Consider the following 15017-nt stretch of genomic DNA (forward strand, 5'->3'; position numbering starts at 1 on the left):
CGCAGCTCGCAAGTTTGTTGTCATAGGTCAGAACGACCGCAAGGCCAGGTCCAGCCCATGTCGTCTTGGAATATCCGCAGAGCAGGAAGCGGCGGCGATGAGATGTCGCGTGGCGGGCGTGGCCGGGGTTACGCCGGACAGCGCGACGACGACGATTCCTATGATGACGAGTATGAGGACGACTTGCCGGTGTCCGCGCGCGCGCTCCGCCGCGAACCGCCGCGCGAGCGGGTCGAACGCCTGACCCGCACGTCAACAGCGGCCGGCGATTATCGGCGCGGGGAAAGCCGCCAGGATACCGAACACGAACTGGATGCAGTGGCCGACGAACTGGATCGGCTGATGGGGGATCGCCATCGCACCCGTCGCCGGGATCGCTCGGACATGGACGCCCGCCAGGAGCGTCGCATGGATCGCCGCCAGGACCTGGAAACCGAGCGCGAGCCCGCCCCGCGTGGTCGGCGCATTGGCGCTGTCATGGAAGCGCTGGAGCGCCTGGACCAGCGGGTAGGGGATCTGTCCGAGCGCACGATGGCGCCGCGCGCGGCGGCTGAGCCGCGTCGTGGCCAGGGCCGGTCACTTGGCGAAGATGCTTACGGATATGATGACGACCATGACGAGGAACTGGATGTCTATGATGCACCGCGCCGCCGGTCGCCCGAAATGCGGGCGACCGAGCCTCGCCCTGCCTCCCGCTCCAGCCGCCGCCGCCCTGTCGACGAGGAGGACTTTGATGCCGGTCGGCAGCCGCTCCGCCGGCCCCGTCGCCGGACCGAACTCAATGAAGAGGTAAGCCGCGCCGCCGCAGATCTGCGGTCCCGCCGTGATGCCCTCGACCGGATCGCCGAGCCGGATCTGGAGGCCCTCGATGACTATCCGATGGAGCGCCCGCGCCCGCGTCGTAACCGCGAGGTCGAAGCTCCATCCCGCCAGATCTACAATGACCTGTCGCGCCGGATCGATGCGCTGCGCAAGCCGCATCAGGAAACGCTTGATGTCGTGCGTCGGGAAATCGGTGCCTTGCGGGAAACCCTCCAGGCCTGGCCCGACCGGGATCGCGGCCGCGAGGAGCGCGACCGCCAGGAAATGCGCCGTCTGTCGGAGGTTGTCGAGCGCTTGCGGGTAGATCGCACCGATGACCGCCAGGCACGCGAATTGCGCGCCGAGATCGCGGACCTGCGCAATCTCGTTAGCACCACCAATGTTGACGGCACGCTGAAGACGCTCGAAATGGGCTATGCTCATATCGTTCAGCGGCTTGATGAGTTGTCACGGTCGTCTGTTGATCCGCGCGCGGTCAAGAGCCTTGCAGTGCGACTGATGGAGATCGAGGACGGCCTGTCTGCGCTGCCCCGGTCTGAACATCTGCTGGTTCTCGAAGGGCGTATCGGGGATATCTCCGAACGGGTCGACACCTTGCTGCGGGCACACAGCCGCCTCGACATGGAGCCGCTGCGCCAGGAGTTGAAGGATGTCCGCCGTCTTGTCGAACAGGTCGACATCGGCCGTGTCATCGGCGGGCTTGACGACCGGATGCGCTTTGTCGCCGACCGGCTGGATGAACTGGAACTGTTAGCGCGCGAGCAGCGCGGTCTCGACAGCCGCCTCAGCGCGATGGAGGAACGTCTTCCTGATGCGGACAGCCTGGACCGGCTGAACGGGCGTCTGGAAGAGATCTTCGGGATGCTCTCGCGCGGTGAGTGCGGGTCCGGCGAGGACGAGGCCCGGTTCGGTAAGGTCGACAACCGGCTTGACGAAATCATGGACCGGCTTGCCTCCATGGAGCGGGGCAAGAGCCAGCAACATCCGGCGATGGATGCAGCTTTTGCCGGGCTCGAAACGCGGCTTCAGGGCATTCACAGCAAGATCGAATCCCTTGAGGAGCGCGCGACGCGCCCGATCTCGGTTGAGCTGGGCGAAGGTGCCGGCGTCGAGGCGGAGTTGCTTGCGCAGCTCGAACGCCAGGTCGGCGACCTGTCGCGCCGGCTTGCCGAACCGCGTGATCATGTCACCAACCAGGATATCGAGGCACTGCGCCGCGAGATCGTCGACATGCGCACGGCCGTGCAGACACCGGCCCCTGCCGTTATGGCGCTGGAACGGCGTATCAGCGATCTTGCCGAGGCGGTCAATCGCGGCAGCGAGACCATGGACGACCGCCGCCTTGACCTGATCACCGACAAGATCGGAGCCTTGGCAGGACAGATTGAATCGGCCGAGAGCCGCTTGGCGGGCGTCGACGGGATCGAAAAGGCGCTGCTGCGTATCGAGGACGGCCTGCGGGCGACCCGCGCCGAAGTCGCGGATGTGGCCAGCGAGGCCGCCCGCCGCGCCGTAAGGGATCACGTGCCGGACGTCCGGGAGTATGACGATGCGATTGGCGACCTGCGCGATGACCTAAAGCGGCTTCTGGATGCCGCGCAGGGCAGCGAAAGCCGGACGCGCAACACGTTCGAAGGCGTGCAATCGATCCTGTCCGGGATCACTGACCGGCTTGATTCCATCGAACGCAGTGGCGTGACCCGCCCGTCGACGCGGGCTGCGGACGAGCCGCGCAGCCGCAGCCCCTTGCCGGGACTTCCCTTGAGCGCCGAAGGCCGTGAGCGGCCGAAGGAACGTGCCCGCGACCGCAAGGCGGATTTCATCGCAGCAGCCCGCCGCGCCGCGCAGGCCGCCTCCGCTGAGGTCCAGCAGGCGCGGGCCGAAGAACTTCGGGACGCGGACGAGGACGCGTCCTCAGCCAGTTGGTTGCGTCGGGCCTTTACCCGTTCAAAGCCGACCGGGACAGACGATGCCCTGGAACTCGGCACGGATCAGGAAATCAAACCTGCCAAGCGGTCCCGCATTGCTCCGGAAGAAATCTCGGCGATCAGCCGGGATGATCGTCCGGCTCCCGAAAGCGCTGGCGGCGGCCTGCTGAGCGGCGGGCGCAAGCGCGCGATCCTGTTTGCGGCCGCAGCTGTCGTGCTGGCGATCGGCACCTTGCAAATCTTCCGTCTGGCCAGCGGCGGTGATACGACCGCTGCACTGGATGGCGCGGACATCGAGGCGCCGCAGGTTGCCGAGACCCCCGTCGATGGCGCTGCGACCCAGCCTGTGCTTGAACTCCAGGAAACGGACGTCGTCGAAGGCCCGGCAATCGGCCTGTCGGGGGATATCTCCGCGCCGCAGACGGTCGTGGCTGACACCAATGCACGGGAACCGGAAGCCGCCGGGCAGGGGCCGGATGTTCCGCTGATGCCGGGTCCCCTGGCCAGTCAATCTCCACTTGTCACACCGAACTCACCCGATGCCTTGCCGCCGGCTCTGGCATTTTCGCCCCCGGCGATTTCCGGCAAGTTTGGTGACACGCCTTTTGTCAACGGTGCAGCGCCGGCGTTGCCTTCCAGCCCGACGACACTCGCTTCTGTACCGTCGTCGTTGCAGCCCAACCCGGTTGCTCCCGTTGCACCGGGTGCGACGCTTGAAAACCTGCCGCCGGAAGCCATCGGGCCGATGGCGTTGCGCAGTGCTGCCGCTGCTGGCAATGCGGCCGCAGAATTCCAGATTGGTGTGAATTACACCGAAGGCAAGGGCGTGGCCTCTGATCTCGCTGAGGCGGCCAAATGGTACGAAAAGGCCGCAGCCAAGGGTCTGGCACCGGCTCAGTACCGGCTCGCAAGCCTTTATGAAAAGGGGCGTGGCATTCCCAAGGATTTGGCGAAGGCGCGCGAATGGTACGTCAAGGCGGCCGAGGCGGGCAACGCCAAGGCGATGCACAATCTTGCAGTCCTCTACGCAGAAGGTGCCGAAGGCGCGCCCAACTTCACGGAAGCAGCCCGCTGGTTCAAGTCTGCCGCAGAGCACGGCGTTCCGGACAGCCTCTTCAACCTCGGCATTCTCCACGCGCGGGGCCTGGGTGTGCCCAAGGACCTGCCCGAGAGCTACAAGTGGTTTGCTATCGCTGCGAAGCAAGGCGACGGCGAAGCGGCCAAGAAACGCGACGACATCGCCAACATGATGGACCAGACCCAGCTTGCAGCCGGACGTCTGGCGGTGGATACGTTCGCCTTGCAGGAGCCGAAGCCGGAGGCAAACACGGTGGTGCTGGATCCGGCCTGGGACATGGCCGCTGCCATGCCTGCCACCAACGCATCAGTGTTGCAGGGCGCGGACATGGTCCAGCAAGCCCAGGGACTGCTGAAGACACTCGGCTTTGATCCAGGTTCGGTGGATGGCCAGATGGGGCCGAAGACGCGCCAGGCGATTGAGGATTTCCAGCGCAGTGCCAAGATGCCGGTGACTGGCGTGGTGACACCGGATCTCGTCAAGGCGCTGCTCGGGCGGTCAATTTGATCGAATGGGGCAGTCGATGGTTGACAGGGCGGCGAAAGCAGCTCTTTTAGCAGCATTTCACGGGTGGCGACGGGTGTCGCCGCCATAACGCCGGTATAAGCCCGTGCAGATCTACCTGCCCATCGCCGAGATATCGGTGAACATGTTCGTCATCTTCGGCATGGGCGGTGCCGTGGGCTTCCTGTCGGGCCTGTTCGGCATTGGTGGCGGCTTTCTGCTGACACCCCTCCTGATTTTCTCCGGCATTCCGCCCGCAGTCGCCGTTGCAACTGTGACGACGCAGATCGTGGCCTCTTCCTCGTCTGGGGTGTTGGCCTATTGGCGGCGTGGTGCCATCGACACCAAAATGGCGACGGTGCTGCTGATCGCCGGCATTTTCGGCTCTGCCATCGGCGCGTGGCTGTTCGAGATCCTGCAGAGCCTTGGTCAGCTCGACGTTGTCATCTCACTGTCCTACGTGACCTTTCTCGGTGCCATCGGTAGCCTGATGCTGGTTGAATCCGTTGGCGCTATTCGTCGCCGGCGCACGGGCTCCGGCCGAGTGGCCCGTCTTCCCGGACAGCACAACTGGATCCATGGTCTGCCATTCAAGATGCGGTTTCGGCAGTCAAAGCTCTATGTCAGTGTGATACCGATCCTGGCGCTTGGCTCCGGCATCGGTTTCCTGGGAACAGTTCTGGGCATCGGCGGCGGCTTCATGATGGTGCCGGCGCTGATCTATCTGTTGCGTATGCCGACCAGCATCGTCGTCGGCACTTCGCTGATGCAAATCCTGTTCACAATGGCGGCTGCAACCATCCTGCATGCCATGACAACGCAGACAATCGATATTGTCCTCGCGTTGCTCCTGATGGTTGGGGGGGTGATCGGTGCCCAGTTTGGTGCCCGCATGGGACAGAAGCTGCGCGGTGATCAGCTGCGCCTCCTGTTGGCGCTGCTGGTTCTTTCGGTTGGTGTCCGCTTTGCTGTCGATCTGCTGGTCACCCCTGACGAGTTCTTCTCGATTGCGGTGAAAGGAGGCGCGGGCGCATGAGTGGCTGCCGGTTCCTTCTGGTCGCGATGCTGGCCCTCGCCTTGCGTCCGGTTCCGGCGACCGCCGAGGAATTGGTAACATCCCTGTCGTCGAGCGAAGTGCTGATCGAGTCCAATTTCACCGGCGCGCAGATCGTTATCTTCGGCCAGGTTGACCGGGACAGGCAAACGGTTTCGCGACCCGGGAATTATGATATTGCCGTCGTGTTGCGCGGCCCGGATCAGGTTGTCACCACACGCAGAAAAGATCGTTTGCTGGGTCTGTGGGTCAACCGCGAGGCCGAGACGTTCTATGAGGTCCCGTCCTTCTATGTGATGTCTTCGACCCGGCCGCCCACCGAGATGGGACATCGCAACATGCTGGAGAAATATGGCATCGGCATCAATTACCTCAATCTGCCGATCAGCCCTCAGTCCGAAGTTCAGGTGTCCGAGCGCGACGATTTCCGCGATGCTTTCCTGCGCCTGCGGCGGAAGCAGGGAGTTTACTCGGAACAGGCCGGAAAGGTCGAGTTCCTGACCGAAAGCCTGTTTCGCACCACGATCTCCCTTCCTGCAGCTACACCGGTCGGAGTTTATTCCGTGAATACCTTTCTCCTGCACGAGGGAGCCATGCTGGCAAGCCAGACAAAGGAACTCACGGTTGCCAAGACTGGCTTCGAGCAGGTGGCCTTTGACCTGGCGCACCAGAGGCCTGCGCTCTACGGCATCCTGGCGGTGATAATTGCGGTGTTCACCGGCTGGCTTGCCGGTGTCATTTTCCGCAAGGATTGAGGGGCGTTCTATGCCGTTAGTCGGCGATCAGCTTCGCGGCGGTAAAGGGGTAAAGCCGGTCTGCGCCAAGCATGAAGGCTGAGAACCGGCGAGGGGGGAACACGCTGGCGAAGGCGCTGTCCATGACGTTGAGGCCACCGGTCAGCGCGCCAAATGCCGGCAAGACCAGCCGGTTACCGTCAGTGGCAAAACAGGGGCGCCGGATCGACCGGCCATAGCGCCGGACTTTCGCGGCTGGATGCAGATGGCCACAAACCTCACCGGATTGCGGCCCGCTGCGTGGCTCATGGCGGAAGGTAAGGTCACCAAGCGTCATTTCGTCCACGCATTCGCCGCACAGGCGAACAGGTGCGACAGGATCGTGGTTGCCGGTCACCCAGATCCATTCCCGGTTCAACTGCAAGGTCGTCAGAAAGGCGCGATAGGGGGCAGGCAGCCGATCGGAGCCTTCCGCGTCATGGAAACTGTCGCCAAGGGCAATGACCCGCGCCGGATCGAAAGCGTCGATAACCATCGCCAGCCGTTCGAGCGTTGCGGCCGTGTCATAGGGCGGCAGCATCACGCCGCGCCGGGCATAGGACGAGCCTTTCTCCAGATGTAGGTCGGCAACAATCAGGGTTTGTTCGTCGGCCCACCAGGCCACACCGCTGTCATGCAAGCCCAGTTGGGTCCCGCCAACGGCGATGTCATGGCAGACGGGAGCCACCCGTCGGAATTGTCCTGCATTCCTCAGCGCCGTCATGCCAGGGCCTCCCCGATCAGGTCATCCGCCGCCTCGGCCAGGATTGCATCCTGCGCCTCGCCATAGACCGGTTCACGCCCGATTTCCAGCAGAACGGGAACAGCAAGCGGGGAAACGCGGTCGAGCGGAGTATGCGTGATTCGACCCTTGATCCTGGCCAGAAGTTCGCCAAGTCGTGAGATATCCAGAAGTCCTTCCGCCGCGTCGTTCCAGGTTGCGGTCAAAAGGATGTGGTCGGGTTCGTGCTGGCGCAGGACATCGTAGATGAGGTCCGAAGAAACGGTGATCTGCCGACCGTTCTTTTCCTGGCCCGGATGCCGCCGCTCGATCAGGCCGGCGATCACGGCACAGGTCCGGAAAGTCCGTTTCATGAGGCTGGAGTCCGCCAGCCAGGCATCAAGGTCATCGCCGAGAATGTCTTCCTCGAACAGGGCATCCAGCGAAAGCCTGCCCGTGCCGATCAGCAAGGACAGGTCGCTGAGGCACCAGATCGACAAGGCGTAGTCATTGGCAACGAAGCCCATCGGCTTTGCGCCCAGCCGTTCCAGCCGGCGCGTGAGAAGCATCCCGAGCGTCTGGTGCGCCAGCCGGCCCTCGAAGGGGTAGCAGACCATGTAATGCTTGTCGGAGCGGGGGAACGTCTCGACCAGCATCCCGTCGCGGCGCGGCAGCACGGACTTGATCCGCTGCAGTTCCAGCCAATCCCGGACCTGGCCGGGAAGCTGGCTCCATTGCTTCGGGTCGGCAATCAGCCGGCGCACCCCGTCGGCGAGATAGGTCGACAGCGGGAACTTGCCGCCCTGGTAGGACGGGATCATCGGGCTGGTTGCGCGGGCCCGCGACACATAGGCCTCGTTCTCGAGGATCGTCTCGAAGCGCAGGATTTCGCCGGCAAACAGGAAAGTATCACCTGGTGTCAGTTGCTCGACAAACCACTCCTCGATTTCGCCCAGTACCCGGCCGCCACGTCCCAATGGTGTCTTGCGACCTTCGGCCTTGCTGCGCACCATCCGCACCTTGAGCATGGGTGCCTCGACAATGGTGCCGACATTCAGCCGGTATTGCTGTGCGATTTTCGGATTGGCGATGCGCCACAGCCCGTCCGGCCCCAGTTTCAGCTTGGCATAGCGGTCATAGCTCTTCAGCGCATAGCCGCCGGTGGCAACGAAGGCGATCACCTTGTCGAAGGTGGAGCGGTCGAGATGGCGATAGGTTTGGCAGGCGCGGACCTCGGCAAACAGCGCCTCCGCATCGAACGGCGCGGCACAGGCAACGCCGAGCACGTGCTGTGCGAGCACATCCAGCGCTCCCTTGCGCAGGGGCGGCGTATCCTGCCCGCCACAGAGAGAGGCCTCCAGCGCCGCACGGCATTCCAGGACTTCAAACCGGTTTGCAGGTACCAGCACGGCTTTAGAGGGCTCGTCCATGCGGTGATTGGCGCGGCCGATGCGTTGCGCCAGGCGGCTTGCCCCTTTTGGCGCACCGATGTTGATGACCAGATCGACATCGCCCCAGTCAATGCCCATGTCGAGGGAGGACGTTGCGACGATGGCCTTCAACTGTCCCGAGGCCATTGCCGCCTCGACCTTGCGGCGCTGGCCGACGTCCAGCGAGCCATGGTGAAGGGCGATCGGAAGTGTATCCTCGTTGATCTTCCAGAGGTCCTGGAAAACCATCTCGGCCTGGGAGCGGGTGTTGACGAAAACCAGCGTGACGCCATGCGCCTTGATCAGGTCATAGATGTCCGCCAGCGCATAGCGGGCCGAATGGCCCGACCAGGGCACCCGTTCGGCAGACTCCAGGATAGCGATATCAGGGGCCGCGCCGCCTTTGACGCTGACCATCTCGCTCAACCGCCGCTTGCCCGGCTCCGTCTGTGCCATCAAGAAGGCGCGCAGGTCATCCGGCTCTGCCACCGTCGCCGACAGGCCGACCATGCGCACCTTGGGCGAAAGCTGGCGCAGCCGGGCAAGGCCGAGGGCCAGCAGATCCCCACGCTTCGATGTGACAAGGGCATGCAGCTCGTCGAGGATCACGGTCCGCACATCGGCCAGCATTGCCATGCCGCCGGGGTCAGACAGCAGCAGGGCGATCTGTTCCGGCGTGGTCAGCAGGATGTCCGGCGGCACCAGCTTTTGCCGCTGGCGCTTGTGCGTGGGGGTGTCGCCGGTCCGCGTTTCGATGCGAACTGACAGCTCCATCTCGGCGACGGGCGTTTCAAGGTTGCGCGCGATGTCGACTGCCAGCGCCTTCAACGGAGAGATGTAGAGCGTATGCACCCCCGGGCCGCGGTCGTCCTTGGCCGCCCCGGGTTTGCGCCGGGACATACTGGACAGTTCGATGAGGCTCGGCAGGAAACCGGCCAGCGTCTTGCCCGCACCGGTCGGGGCGATCAGCAGCGTTGATGCCCCTTGCGCCAGTTGGTCGATCAGCGCGAGCTGATGCGCACGTGGCGTCCAGCCCCGCGCCTCAAACCAGGCACGGAATCGGTCAGGCAGGCACGTTGGATCAGGCGTCGCGGTCATGGCCGGCGAATGTAGGCGGGGCCGGCGGGAAAGGGTAGGGGGCAATCGGTCCGCGTTGTGATGGCATGTTGCACTGGTAAATCCCGAGCCGATGCCTATCCTCCAGCCATGTCCAGTTTGCTCACCCTGACGCCGGAAGGGCTGTATTGCCCGGCAGCCGGCCTGCATATTGATCCGGTCCGCCCTGTGGCGCGCGCGGTCATCACCCATGCCCATTCCGACCACGCCCGGCCCGGCCATGGTGCCGTGCTTGCGACGCGGCAGACGCTGGACATTATGGGTTTACGCCTTGGCGAGGGCTTTGCGGGAACCCGGCAGGCCCTCGCCTATGGCGAAGCTGTCAACGTCAATGGTGTTCAACTGCAACTCGTTCCCGCTGGCCACGTTCTGGGGTCCGCACAGGTAGTGCTGGAGGCCGCTGGCGAACGGGCGGTGGTCTCGGGCGACTACAAGCGTCAGGCCGATCCGACCTGCGCTCCCTTTGAACTGGTGTCTTGCGACACATTCGTCACCGAGGCGACCTTTGGCCTGCCAGTGTTCCGCCATCCGCCGATCGCGGGCGAAATCGCCCGGCTCCTGGCCTCCCTGAGCCTGTTTCCAGGACGTACGCATCTCGTTGGGGCCTATTCGCTTGGCAAGGCGCAGCGGCTTCTGGCTGAACTGAGGGCTGCCGGCTATGAGCGGCCGGTCTACCTGCATGGAGCGATGGAAAAGGTGACGGCCTACTATATTGCCGAGGGCATCGCTTTAGGTTCGGTCGAACCCGTGGGAACGCGTGGCAAGGAACTGGCGGGTGAAATCGTATTGTGCCCTCCCGGAGATCTTGCCGGCCGCTGGGTCCGGCGTTTCGCCGATCCTGTGACAGCTGTTGCCTCCGGCTGGATGCGGGTGCGGGCCCGTGCGCGCCAGCGTGGCGCCCAGTTGCCGCTGATTGTCTCCGATCACGTCGACTGGCCTGACCTGTGCCGGACTGTGGAGGAAACCGGGGCAGGCCAGATCTGGGTGACCCACGGGGCTGAGGACGCCCTTTGTCACTGGTGCAAAACCGTTGGACGGGAAGCGCGACCTCTCAATATGATCGGCTATGGGGAGGAAGAGGCTGATTCTTCTCCGGTACCGGCATTGCTGCCCGCGTGAGAGGCGGGCCTGACCGGCTCCGGACCTGTCCATCCCCTGGCCTTGCCGGCCCTTGCCCGCCTGTCCGGCGAGCCAGTCCAGGCCAAGACCTAGCACCGGACCAGAGCCCAGGACTGAAGACATGGCTGACGATCGCTCCCCAGACCCCTCCCTAGCCGGTGACTCGCCCACCGCCCTTGAAGATGGCATTGCCGGCCTGTTTGACGACTACCTCACCGGCTTCAATGATGCAGATGCCGACACGCTCATCGACTGCTTCTACCTGCCGGCGACCATCTGGCAGATGGACAAGGGGTATGTCTTCGATGACGAGGAGGACCTTGCAGAGAACATCGAAGCGCTCCTGGAAGCGCTCGACAAGGAGAACATCTCTTTCTCCGAGTTCTCGGTCGTCTCCGCCCATATTTCCGGCACGACCGCGCTCGTCACGCTCGACTGGCGCCAGGAAAGTTCCGATGGCGAAAGCGTTTTCGAATTCACCTGCCACTATCATCTGATCTTTGATGGTGACGACTGGCGCATCGCCATGATCGTCAACGAGCAGTAGCGCGCTCAGGCTTTTGTCGTTCGTCTGAATGAAAAATGCCCGGTCCAGGACCGGGCATTTTGATGTCATGCTTGGGAAGCGGTCTCAGGCGTCGCGCTTTTTCGGCTTCTTCTTCAGGCCGGCAGCAGCACCGGGGCCAGCCTTGCCGGGCTTCTTGAAGCCGCCTTCCTTGAACGCGGGCTTGTTCTTGCGCGGAGCAAAGTCACCGTCCGGTCCGGACTTGGCCTTCTTCGGACCACGGGCGAGCGGAGCCTCGTCCATCGGCGTGAAAGCGGGATGCGTCGGACGCGGCTCGTCGTCTTCAAACCTGCGACGCTTGGCCGGGCCACCGGCTCCGCCGCCAAAGCCACCACGGCCACCAGAGCGTTCGCGGGCATTTTCGTAGCGGCTGCGGCCGTCGCCGTGTTCACGGCTGTTCTCGCGGAAGGCCGGGACCTGACCCGCGCGCATGTCGGTCACTTCGATCGACACGCCACGTTCGCCCGAGCCATCACGCCGGATAACCTCGGCGTATTTCTCGGCATGGCTGCCGTCGATCTCGAACAGGGTTTCGGTGCCGCCAATCTTGATGGCGCCGACTTCCTTCTTGGTGACATGACCGGCGCGGCAGATCATTGGCAGCAGCCAGCGCGGGTCGGCGCGATGCTTGTGACCCAGCGACAGGCGGAACCAGATGCCGTCCTCGAACTTGTTGCGCAACTCCTGCGACCGTGCGCCGCCGAAATCCTCATCGCGCTGGAACCGCTCACCGCGTTCCCCGCGTTCGCCGCGACCACCGCGCGACTCAAAGGAATCCTCGGTCAGCTCTTCGGGAGCAGGCAGACGGGACTGGTAGAGGCGGACGAACGCCGCTGCGATCCGTTCGGCGCCATGCACCTCCATCAGCTCGCGTGCGATGTCCAGATCTTCTTCCTCGGCAGCCTCGGCCAGCACCGGATCGGCAAGCAGGCGTGCCTTGTCCTGGGCGCGGATGGCATTGGCCGACGGGGCCTCCCGCCACTCGGCCTTGACGCCGGCCGTCTGCAGCAGGCGCTCGGCGGTGCGCCGGCGGGTGAAGGGAACGATCACCACGCTGGTGCCCTTGCGCCCGGCGCGGCCCGTGCGGCCCGAACGGTGCAGCAGGCCGGCCTTGCCGGTCGGCATGTCAGCGTGAATGACCAGATCCAGGTTCGGCAGGTCGATACCGCGCGCGGCAACGTCGGTGGCCACACAAACCCTGGCCCGGCCGTCGCGCATCGCCTGCAGCGCGTGGGAGCGCTCGGCCTGGCTGAGTTCACCCGAGAGCGCGGCAACGGAGAAGCCCCTGTTGCCAAGACGCGAGGTCAGCCGGTTGACAGCTTCACGGGTGGCGCAGAACACGATGGCCTTCTGGGCTTCGTGATAGCGCAGCACGTTGATGATGGCGTTTTCGCGCTCGTTCGGTACTACGGGCATGGCGACATAGTCGATGTCGACATGCTGCTCGCGGGCGTTGATGGTGGTCAGGCGCACGGCGTTGCGCTGGTAGCGCTGCGCAAGGTCGGCAATCGGCTTCGGCACGGTCGCCGAGAACATCAGCGTGCGGCGGTCCTGCGGGGCGGCGTCGAGAATGAACTCGAGATCCTCACGGAAGCCGAGGTCCAGCATTTCGTCGGCCTCGTCGAGAACGATGGCCCGGATCGCGGACAGATCAAGCGCGCCGCGCTCGATGTGGTCACGCAGGCGGCCCGGGGTGCCAACGACGATATGCGCGCCGCGCTCCAGGGTCCGGCGCTCTGCGCGCGGGTCCATGCCGCCGACGCAGGAGGCCGTGTGCGCTCCGGCTTCTTCGTAGAGCCAGGTCAGTTCGGCCTTGACCTGCAGCGCCAGTTCGCGGGTCGGTGCGATGGCAAGAGCCAGCGGCAGGCCTGCCTGGGGCAGCTTGTCCTTGTCGCCCAGCAGCGTCGGAGCGAGGGCGAGGCCGAAGGCAACCGTCTTGCCGGAGCCGGTCTGTGCGGAGACCAGCAGGTCAGCCTCGGCAGGAGCTTCGGAGAGAATGGTCTCCTGCACGGGGGTGAGGCTGGAGTAGCCGCGCTTCGCCAAAGCGGAGGCCAGCGCCGGAGAGACGGCGTTTGTATCGATCATGCGTGTCTTTCGTGAAGGGGGCGGGCGAGCGGAATACTACCGCAAGGGCCGGCCAGATTTTTCAATTGCTCCTATACTTCAAACTGCGCCTGCCGTCCACCAAAGAGCGGATAAAGCTGCGTCTTTGGTTGAGATTGTCGCGCGGAGGCCTTTCCGCGCCGGTCCAGCGCTCTAAGATGCGCCCATGGAAGCCTTTGCCCGCCTGCTCGACAGTCTCGCCTTCGAGAGTTCCCGCAATGCCCGTGAGGCCTTGCTGGTGGACTATTTCCGGCGCACGCCGGATCCTGATCGCGGCTATGCCCTCGCTGCGCTCACCGGGACGTTGTCCTTTCGCACGGCCAAGCCGGCGCTGCTGAAGGCCCTGGTCAGCGAACGTTCGGATCCGGTGCTTTTTGCCCTGTCCTATGATTTTGTCGGCGATCTGTCCGAGACAATTGCCCTGATGTGGCCCGCGCCTGGCACGGCCGGTTCGGCCGCTGTCCGGTTGTCGGAGGTGGTGGAGCAATTGAGCGCGGCCGGTCGCGCCGATGCCCCGCGTCTGATCACGGCATGGCTTGACAGCCTGGATGATACCGGCCGCTGGGCCTTGCTGAAGCTGGTGACCGGCGGCTTGCGGGTTGGTGTATCGGCCCGTCTTGCCAAGACGGCCCTGTCCAAACTTGGCACTGTATCCGTCGACGAGATCGAGGATGTCTGGAACACGCTGAAGCCGCCATTTGCCTCGCTTTTCGATTGGATCGAAGGCCGTGCCGGAAAGCCGGAGAGCCGCGATCCGGCTCCATTCCGACCGCCGATGCTGGCCCATCCCCTTGATGAAGCGAAGGACTTCGATCTGCTCCCGCCGTCGGATTTCGTCGCAGAATGGAAATGGGACGGCATCCGCATTCAAGCTGCCGCCGGGCAGGAGGGCGGGGTCTGGCATCGCCGGCTCTATTCGCGTTCCGGTGACGATATCACTGCGGCCTTTCCCGATTTGCTTGAGCATTTGTGCTTTGATGGCGCCATCGACGGCGAGTTGCTGGTGGTTCGCGATGGCGAGGTGCAGCCCTTCTCCGAGTTGCAGCGTCGCCTGAACCGCAAGACTGCAGATGCAAAGCTCATGCAGTCATTGCCCGTCGCGATCCGGGCCTATGATCTCCTGTCGGAGAATGGCGAGGATCTGCGGCCCCTCGGCTTCTTGCAACGCCGCGCGCGGCTGGAGGCGCTGTTGCAGCGGCTGCAGTCACCGCGAACCGATCTTTCGCCGCTGATCCCCTTTCGCGACTGGACCGAATTGGCTGCAGTCAGGGCCGAGCCGTCGTCCCGCCTGTCTCCCGCCGATGCGGCGGCGGTCGAAGGTGTAATGCTGAAACGCGCGCTGGCGCCTTATGTGCAAGGTCGCCCGAAAGGCGAGTGGTTCAAGTGGAAGCGTGATCCGTTCCTGATCGATGCGGTGCTGATGTATGCACAGCGCGGTCACGGCAAGCGATCATCGTACTACTCCGACTACACCTTCGGCGTCTGGCGCGGGGCTGAACTGGTGCCCGTCGGCAAGGCCTATTTCGGCTTCACGGATGAGGAACTGCTGCAGATCGACAAGTTCGTTCGGACCAACACGATCGGCCGCTTTGGTCCGGTCCGGGAGGTCTTGCGTCAGCCGGACAAGGGGTTGGTGCTGGAAGTGGCGTTTGAAGGGCTGAACCGGTCAAGTCGGCACAAATCCGGCCTTGCCATGCGCTTTCCGCGCGTGTCGCGCCTGCGCTGGGACAAGTTGCCTGCCGAAGCCGACCATATCGAAGCGCTGGAGGCGCTCTTGTCCGCCACGCGAGCGTGACTTGCTTTT

9 protein-coding genes are annotated in these 15017 nt (G+C 64.1%); 6 read left to right on the forward strand and 3 right to left on the reverse strand.

What is annotated here, in order from left to right; all coding sequences use genetic code 11:
- The first annotated feature begins 102 nt into the window (after positions 1-102).
- The 3 genes from ACTIFE_RS06175 to ACTIFE_RS06185 all read left to right on the forward strand — a co-directional run bounded on the left by ACTIFE_RS06175 (position 103) and on the right by ACTIFE_RS06185 (position 6141).
- A complete protein-coding gene (locus ACTIFE_RS06175) occupies positions 103-4335 on the forward strand; it encodes a peptidoglycan-binding protein (protein WP_439528285.1) in 4233 nt (1410 codons plus the stop codon).
- A gap of 103 nt (positions 4336-4438) precedes the next feature.
- Positions 4439-5368, forward strand: a complete 930-nt coding sequence (locus tag ACTIFE_RS06180) for a sulfite exporter TauE/SafE family protein (protein WP_439528286.1) — start codon at positions 4439-4441, stop codon at positions 5366-5368.
- On the forward strand, positions 5365-6141 hold the full coding sequence (locus ACTIFE_RS06185; protein WP_439528287.1) for a TIGR02186 family protein: 777 nt from the start codon (positions 5365-5367) through the stop codon (positions 6139-6141). The genes ACTIFE_RS06180 and ACTIFE_RS06185 overlap by 4 nt, the downstream gene beginning before the upstream one ends.
- A gap of 16 nt (positions 6142-6157) precedes the next feature.
- Here the strand turns inward: ACTIFE_RS06185 and pdeM are convergent, their stop codons facing one another.
- On the reverse strand, positions 6158-6883 hold the full coding sequence (gene pdeM / locus ACTIFE_RS06190) for a ligase-associated DNA damage response endonuclease PdeM (protein WP_439528288.1): 726 nt from the start codon (positions 6881-6883) through the stop codon (positions 6158-6160).
- Positions 6880-9408: a ligase-associated DNA damage response DEXH box helicase gene (locus ACTIFE_RS06195; RefSeq protein ID WP_439528289.1), complete on the reverse strand. Its 2529-nt coding sequence runs from the start codon at positions 9406-9408 to the stop codon at positions 6880-6882. Before ACTIFE_RS06195 ends, pdeM begins: the two co-directional genes overlap by 4 nt.
- Before the next feature lie 108 nt (positions 9409-9516).
- Between ACTIFE_RS06195 and ACTIFE_RS06200 the strand changes: the two genes are divergently transcribed.
- Entirely contained in the window at positions 9517-10545 is a 1029-nt protein-coding gene (locus ACTIFE_RS06200; protein WP_439528290.1) for a ligase-associated DNA damage response exonuclease, read from the forward strand.
- A 121-nt stretch (positions 10546-10666) separates the two neighbouring features.
- Positions 10667-11092 carry a DUF4440 domain-containing protein gene (locus ACTIFE_RS06205; protein ID WP_439528291.1) on the forward strand — a complete coding sequence of 142 codons (426 nt, stop codon included), beginning with the start codon at positions 10667-10669 and terminating at the stop codon, positions 11090-11092.
- An 84-nt stretch (positions 11093-11176) separates the two neighbouring features.
- Here ACTIFE_RS06205 and ACTIFE_RS06210 read toward each other — a convergent pair whose 3' ends face one another.
- Positions 11177-13195, reverse strand: coding sequence for a DEAD/DEAH box helicase (locus ACTIFE_RS06210; RefSeq protein ID WP_439528292.1), 2019 nt, complete (start codon positions 13193-13195; stop codon positions 11177-11179).
- A gap of 184 nt (positions 13196-13379) precedes the next feature.
- Between ACTIFE_RS06210 and ACTIFE_RS06215 the strand changes: the two genes are divergently transcribed.
- Positions 13380-15008 carry a cisplatin damage response ATP-dependent DNA ligase gene (locus tag ACTIFE_RS06215; protein ID WP_439528293.1) on the forward strand — a complete coding sequence of 543 codons (1629 nt, stop codon included), beginning with the start codon at positions 13380-13382 and terminating at the stop codon, positions 15006-15008.
- The last annotated feature ends 9 nt before the right edge of the window (positions 15009-15017 follow it).

The organism is Pannonibacter sp. (assembly GCF_051860505.1).
GTDB lineage: Bacteria > Pseudomonadota > Alphaproteobacteria > Rhizobiales > Stappiaceae > Pannonibacter.

What these genes read in the sequence shown, in the direction of transcription:
- ACTIFE_RS06175 (WP_439528285.1), top strand. Translation starts at nt 103, where the DNA reads ATGTCGCGTGGCGGGCGTGGCCGGGGTTACGCCGGACAGCGCGACGAC.
- ACTIFE_RS06185 (WP_439528287.1), top strand. Translation starts at nt 5,365, where the DNA reads ATGAGTGGCTGCCGGTTCCTTCTGGTCGCGATGCTGGCCCTCGCCTTG.
- pdeM (WP_439528288.1), bottom strand. Translation starts at nt 6,883, where the DNA reads ATGACGGCGCTGAGGAATGCAGGACAATTCCGACGGGTGGCTCCCGTC.
- ACTIFE_RS06195 (WP_439528289.1), bottom strand. Translation starts at nt 9,408, where the DNA reads ATGACCGCGACGCCTGATCCAACGTGCCTGCCTGACCGATTCCGTGCC.
- ACTIFE_RS06200 (WP_439528290.1), top strand. Translation starts at nt 9,517, where the DNA reads ATGTCCAGTTTGCTCACCCTGACGCCGGAAGGGCTGTATTGCCCGGCA.
- ACTIFE_RS06205 (WP_439528291.1), top strand. Translation starts at nt 10,667, where the DNA reads ATGGCTGACGATCGCTCCCCAGACCCCTCCCTAGCCGGTGACTCGCCC.
- ACTIFE_RS06210 (WP_439528292.1), bottom strand. Translation starts at nt 13,195, where the DNA reads ATGATCGATACAAACGCCGTCTCTCCGGCGCTGGCCTCCGCTTTGGCG.
- ACTIFE_RS06215 (WP_439528293.1), top strand. Translation starts at nt 13,380, where the DNA reads ATGGAAGCCTTTGCCCGCCTGCTCGACAGTCTCGCCTTCGAGAGTTCC.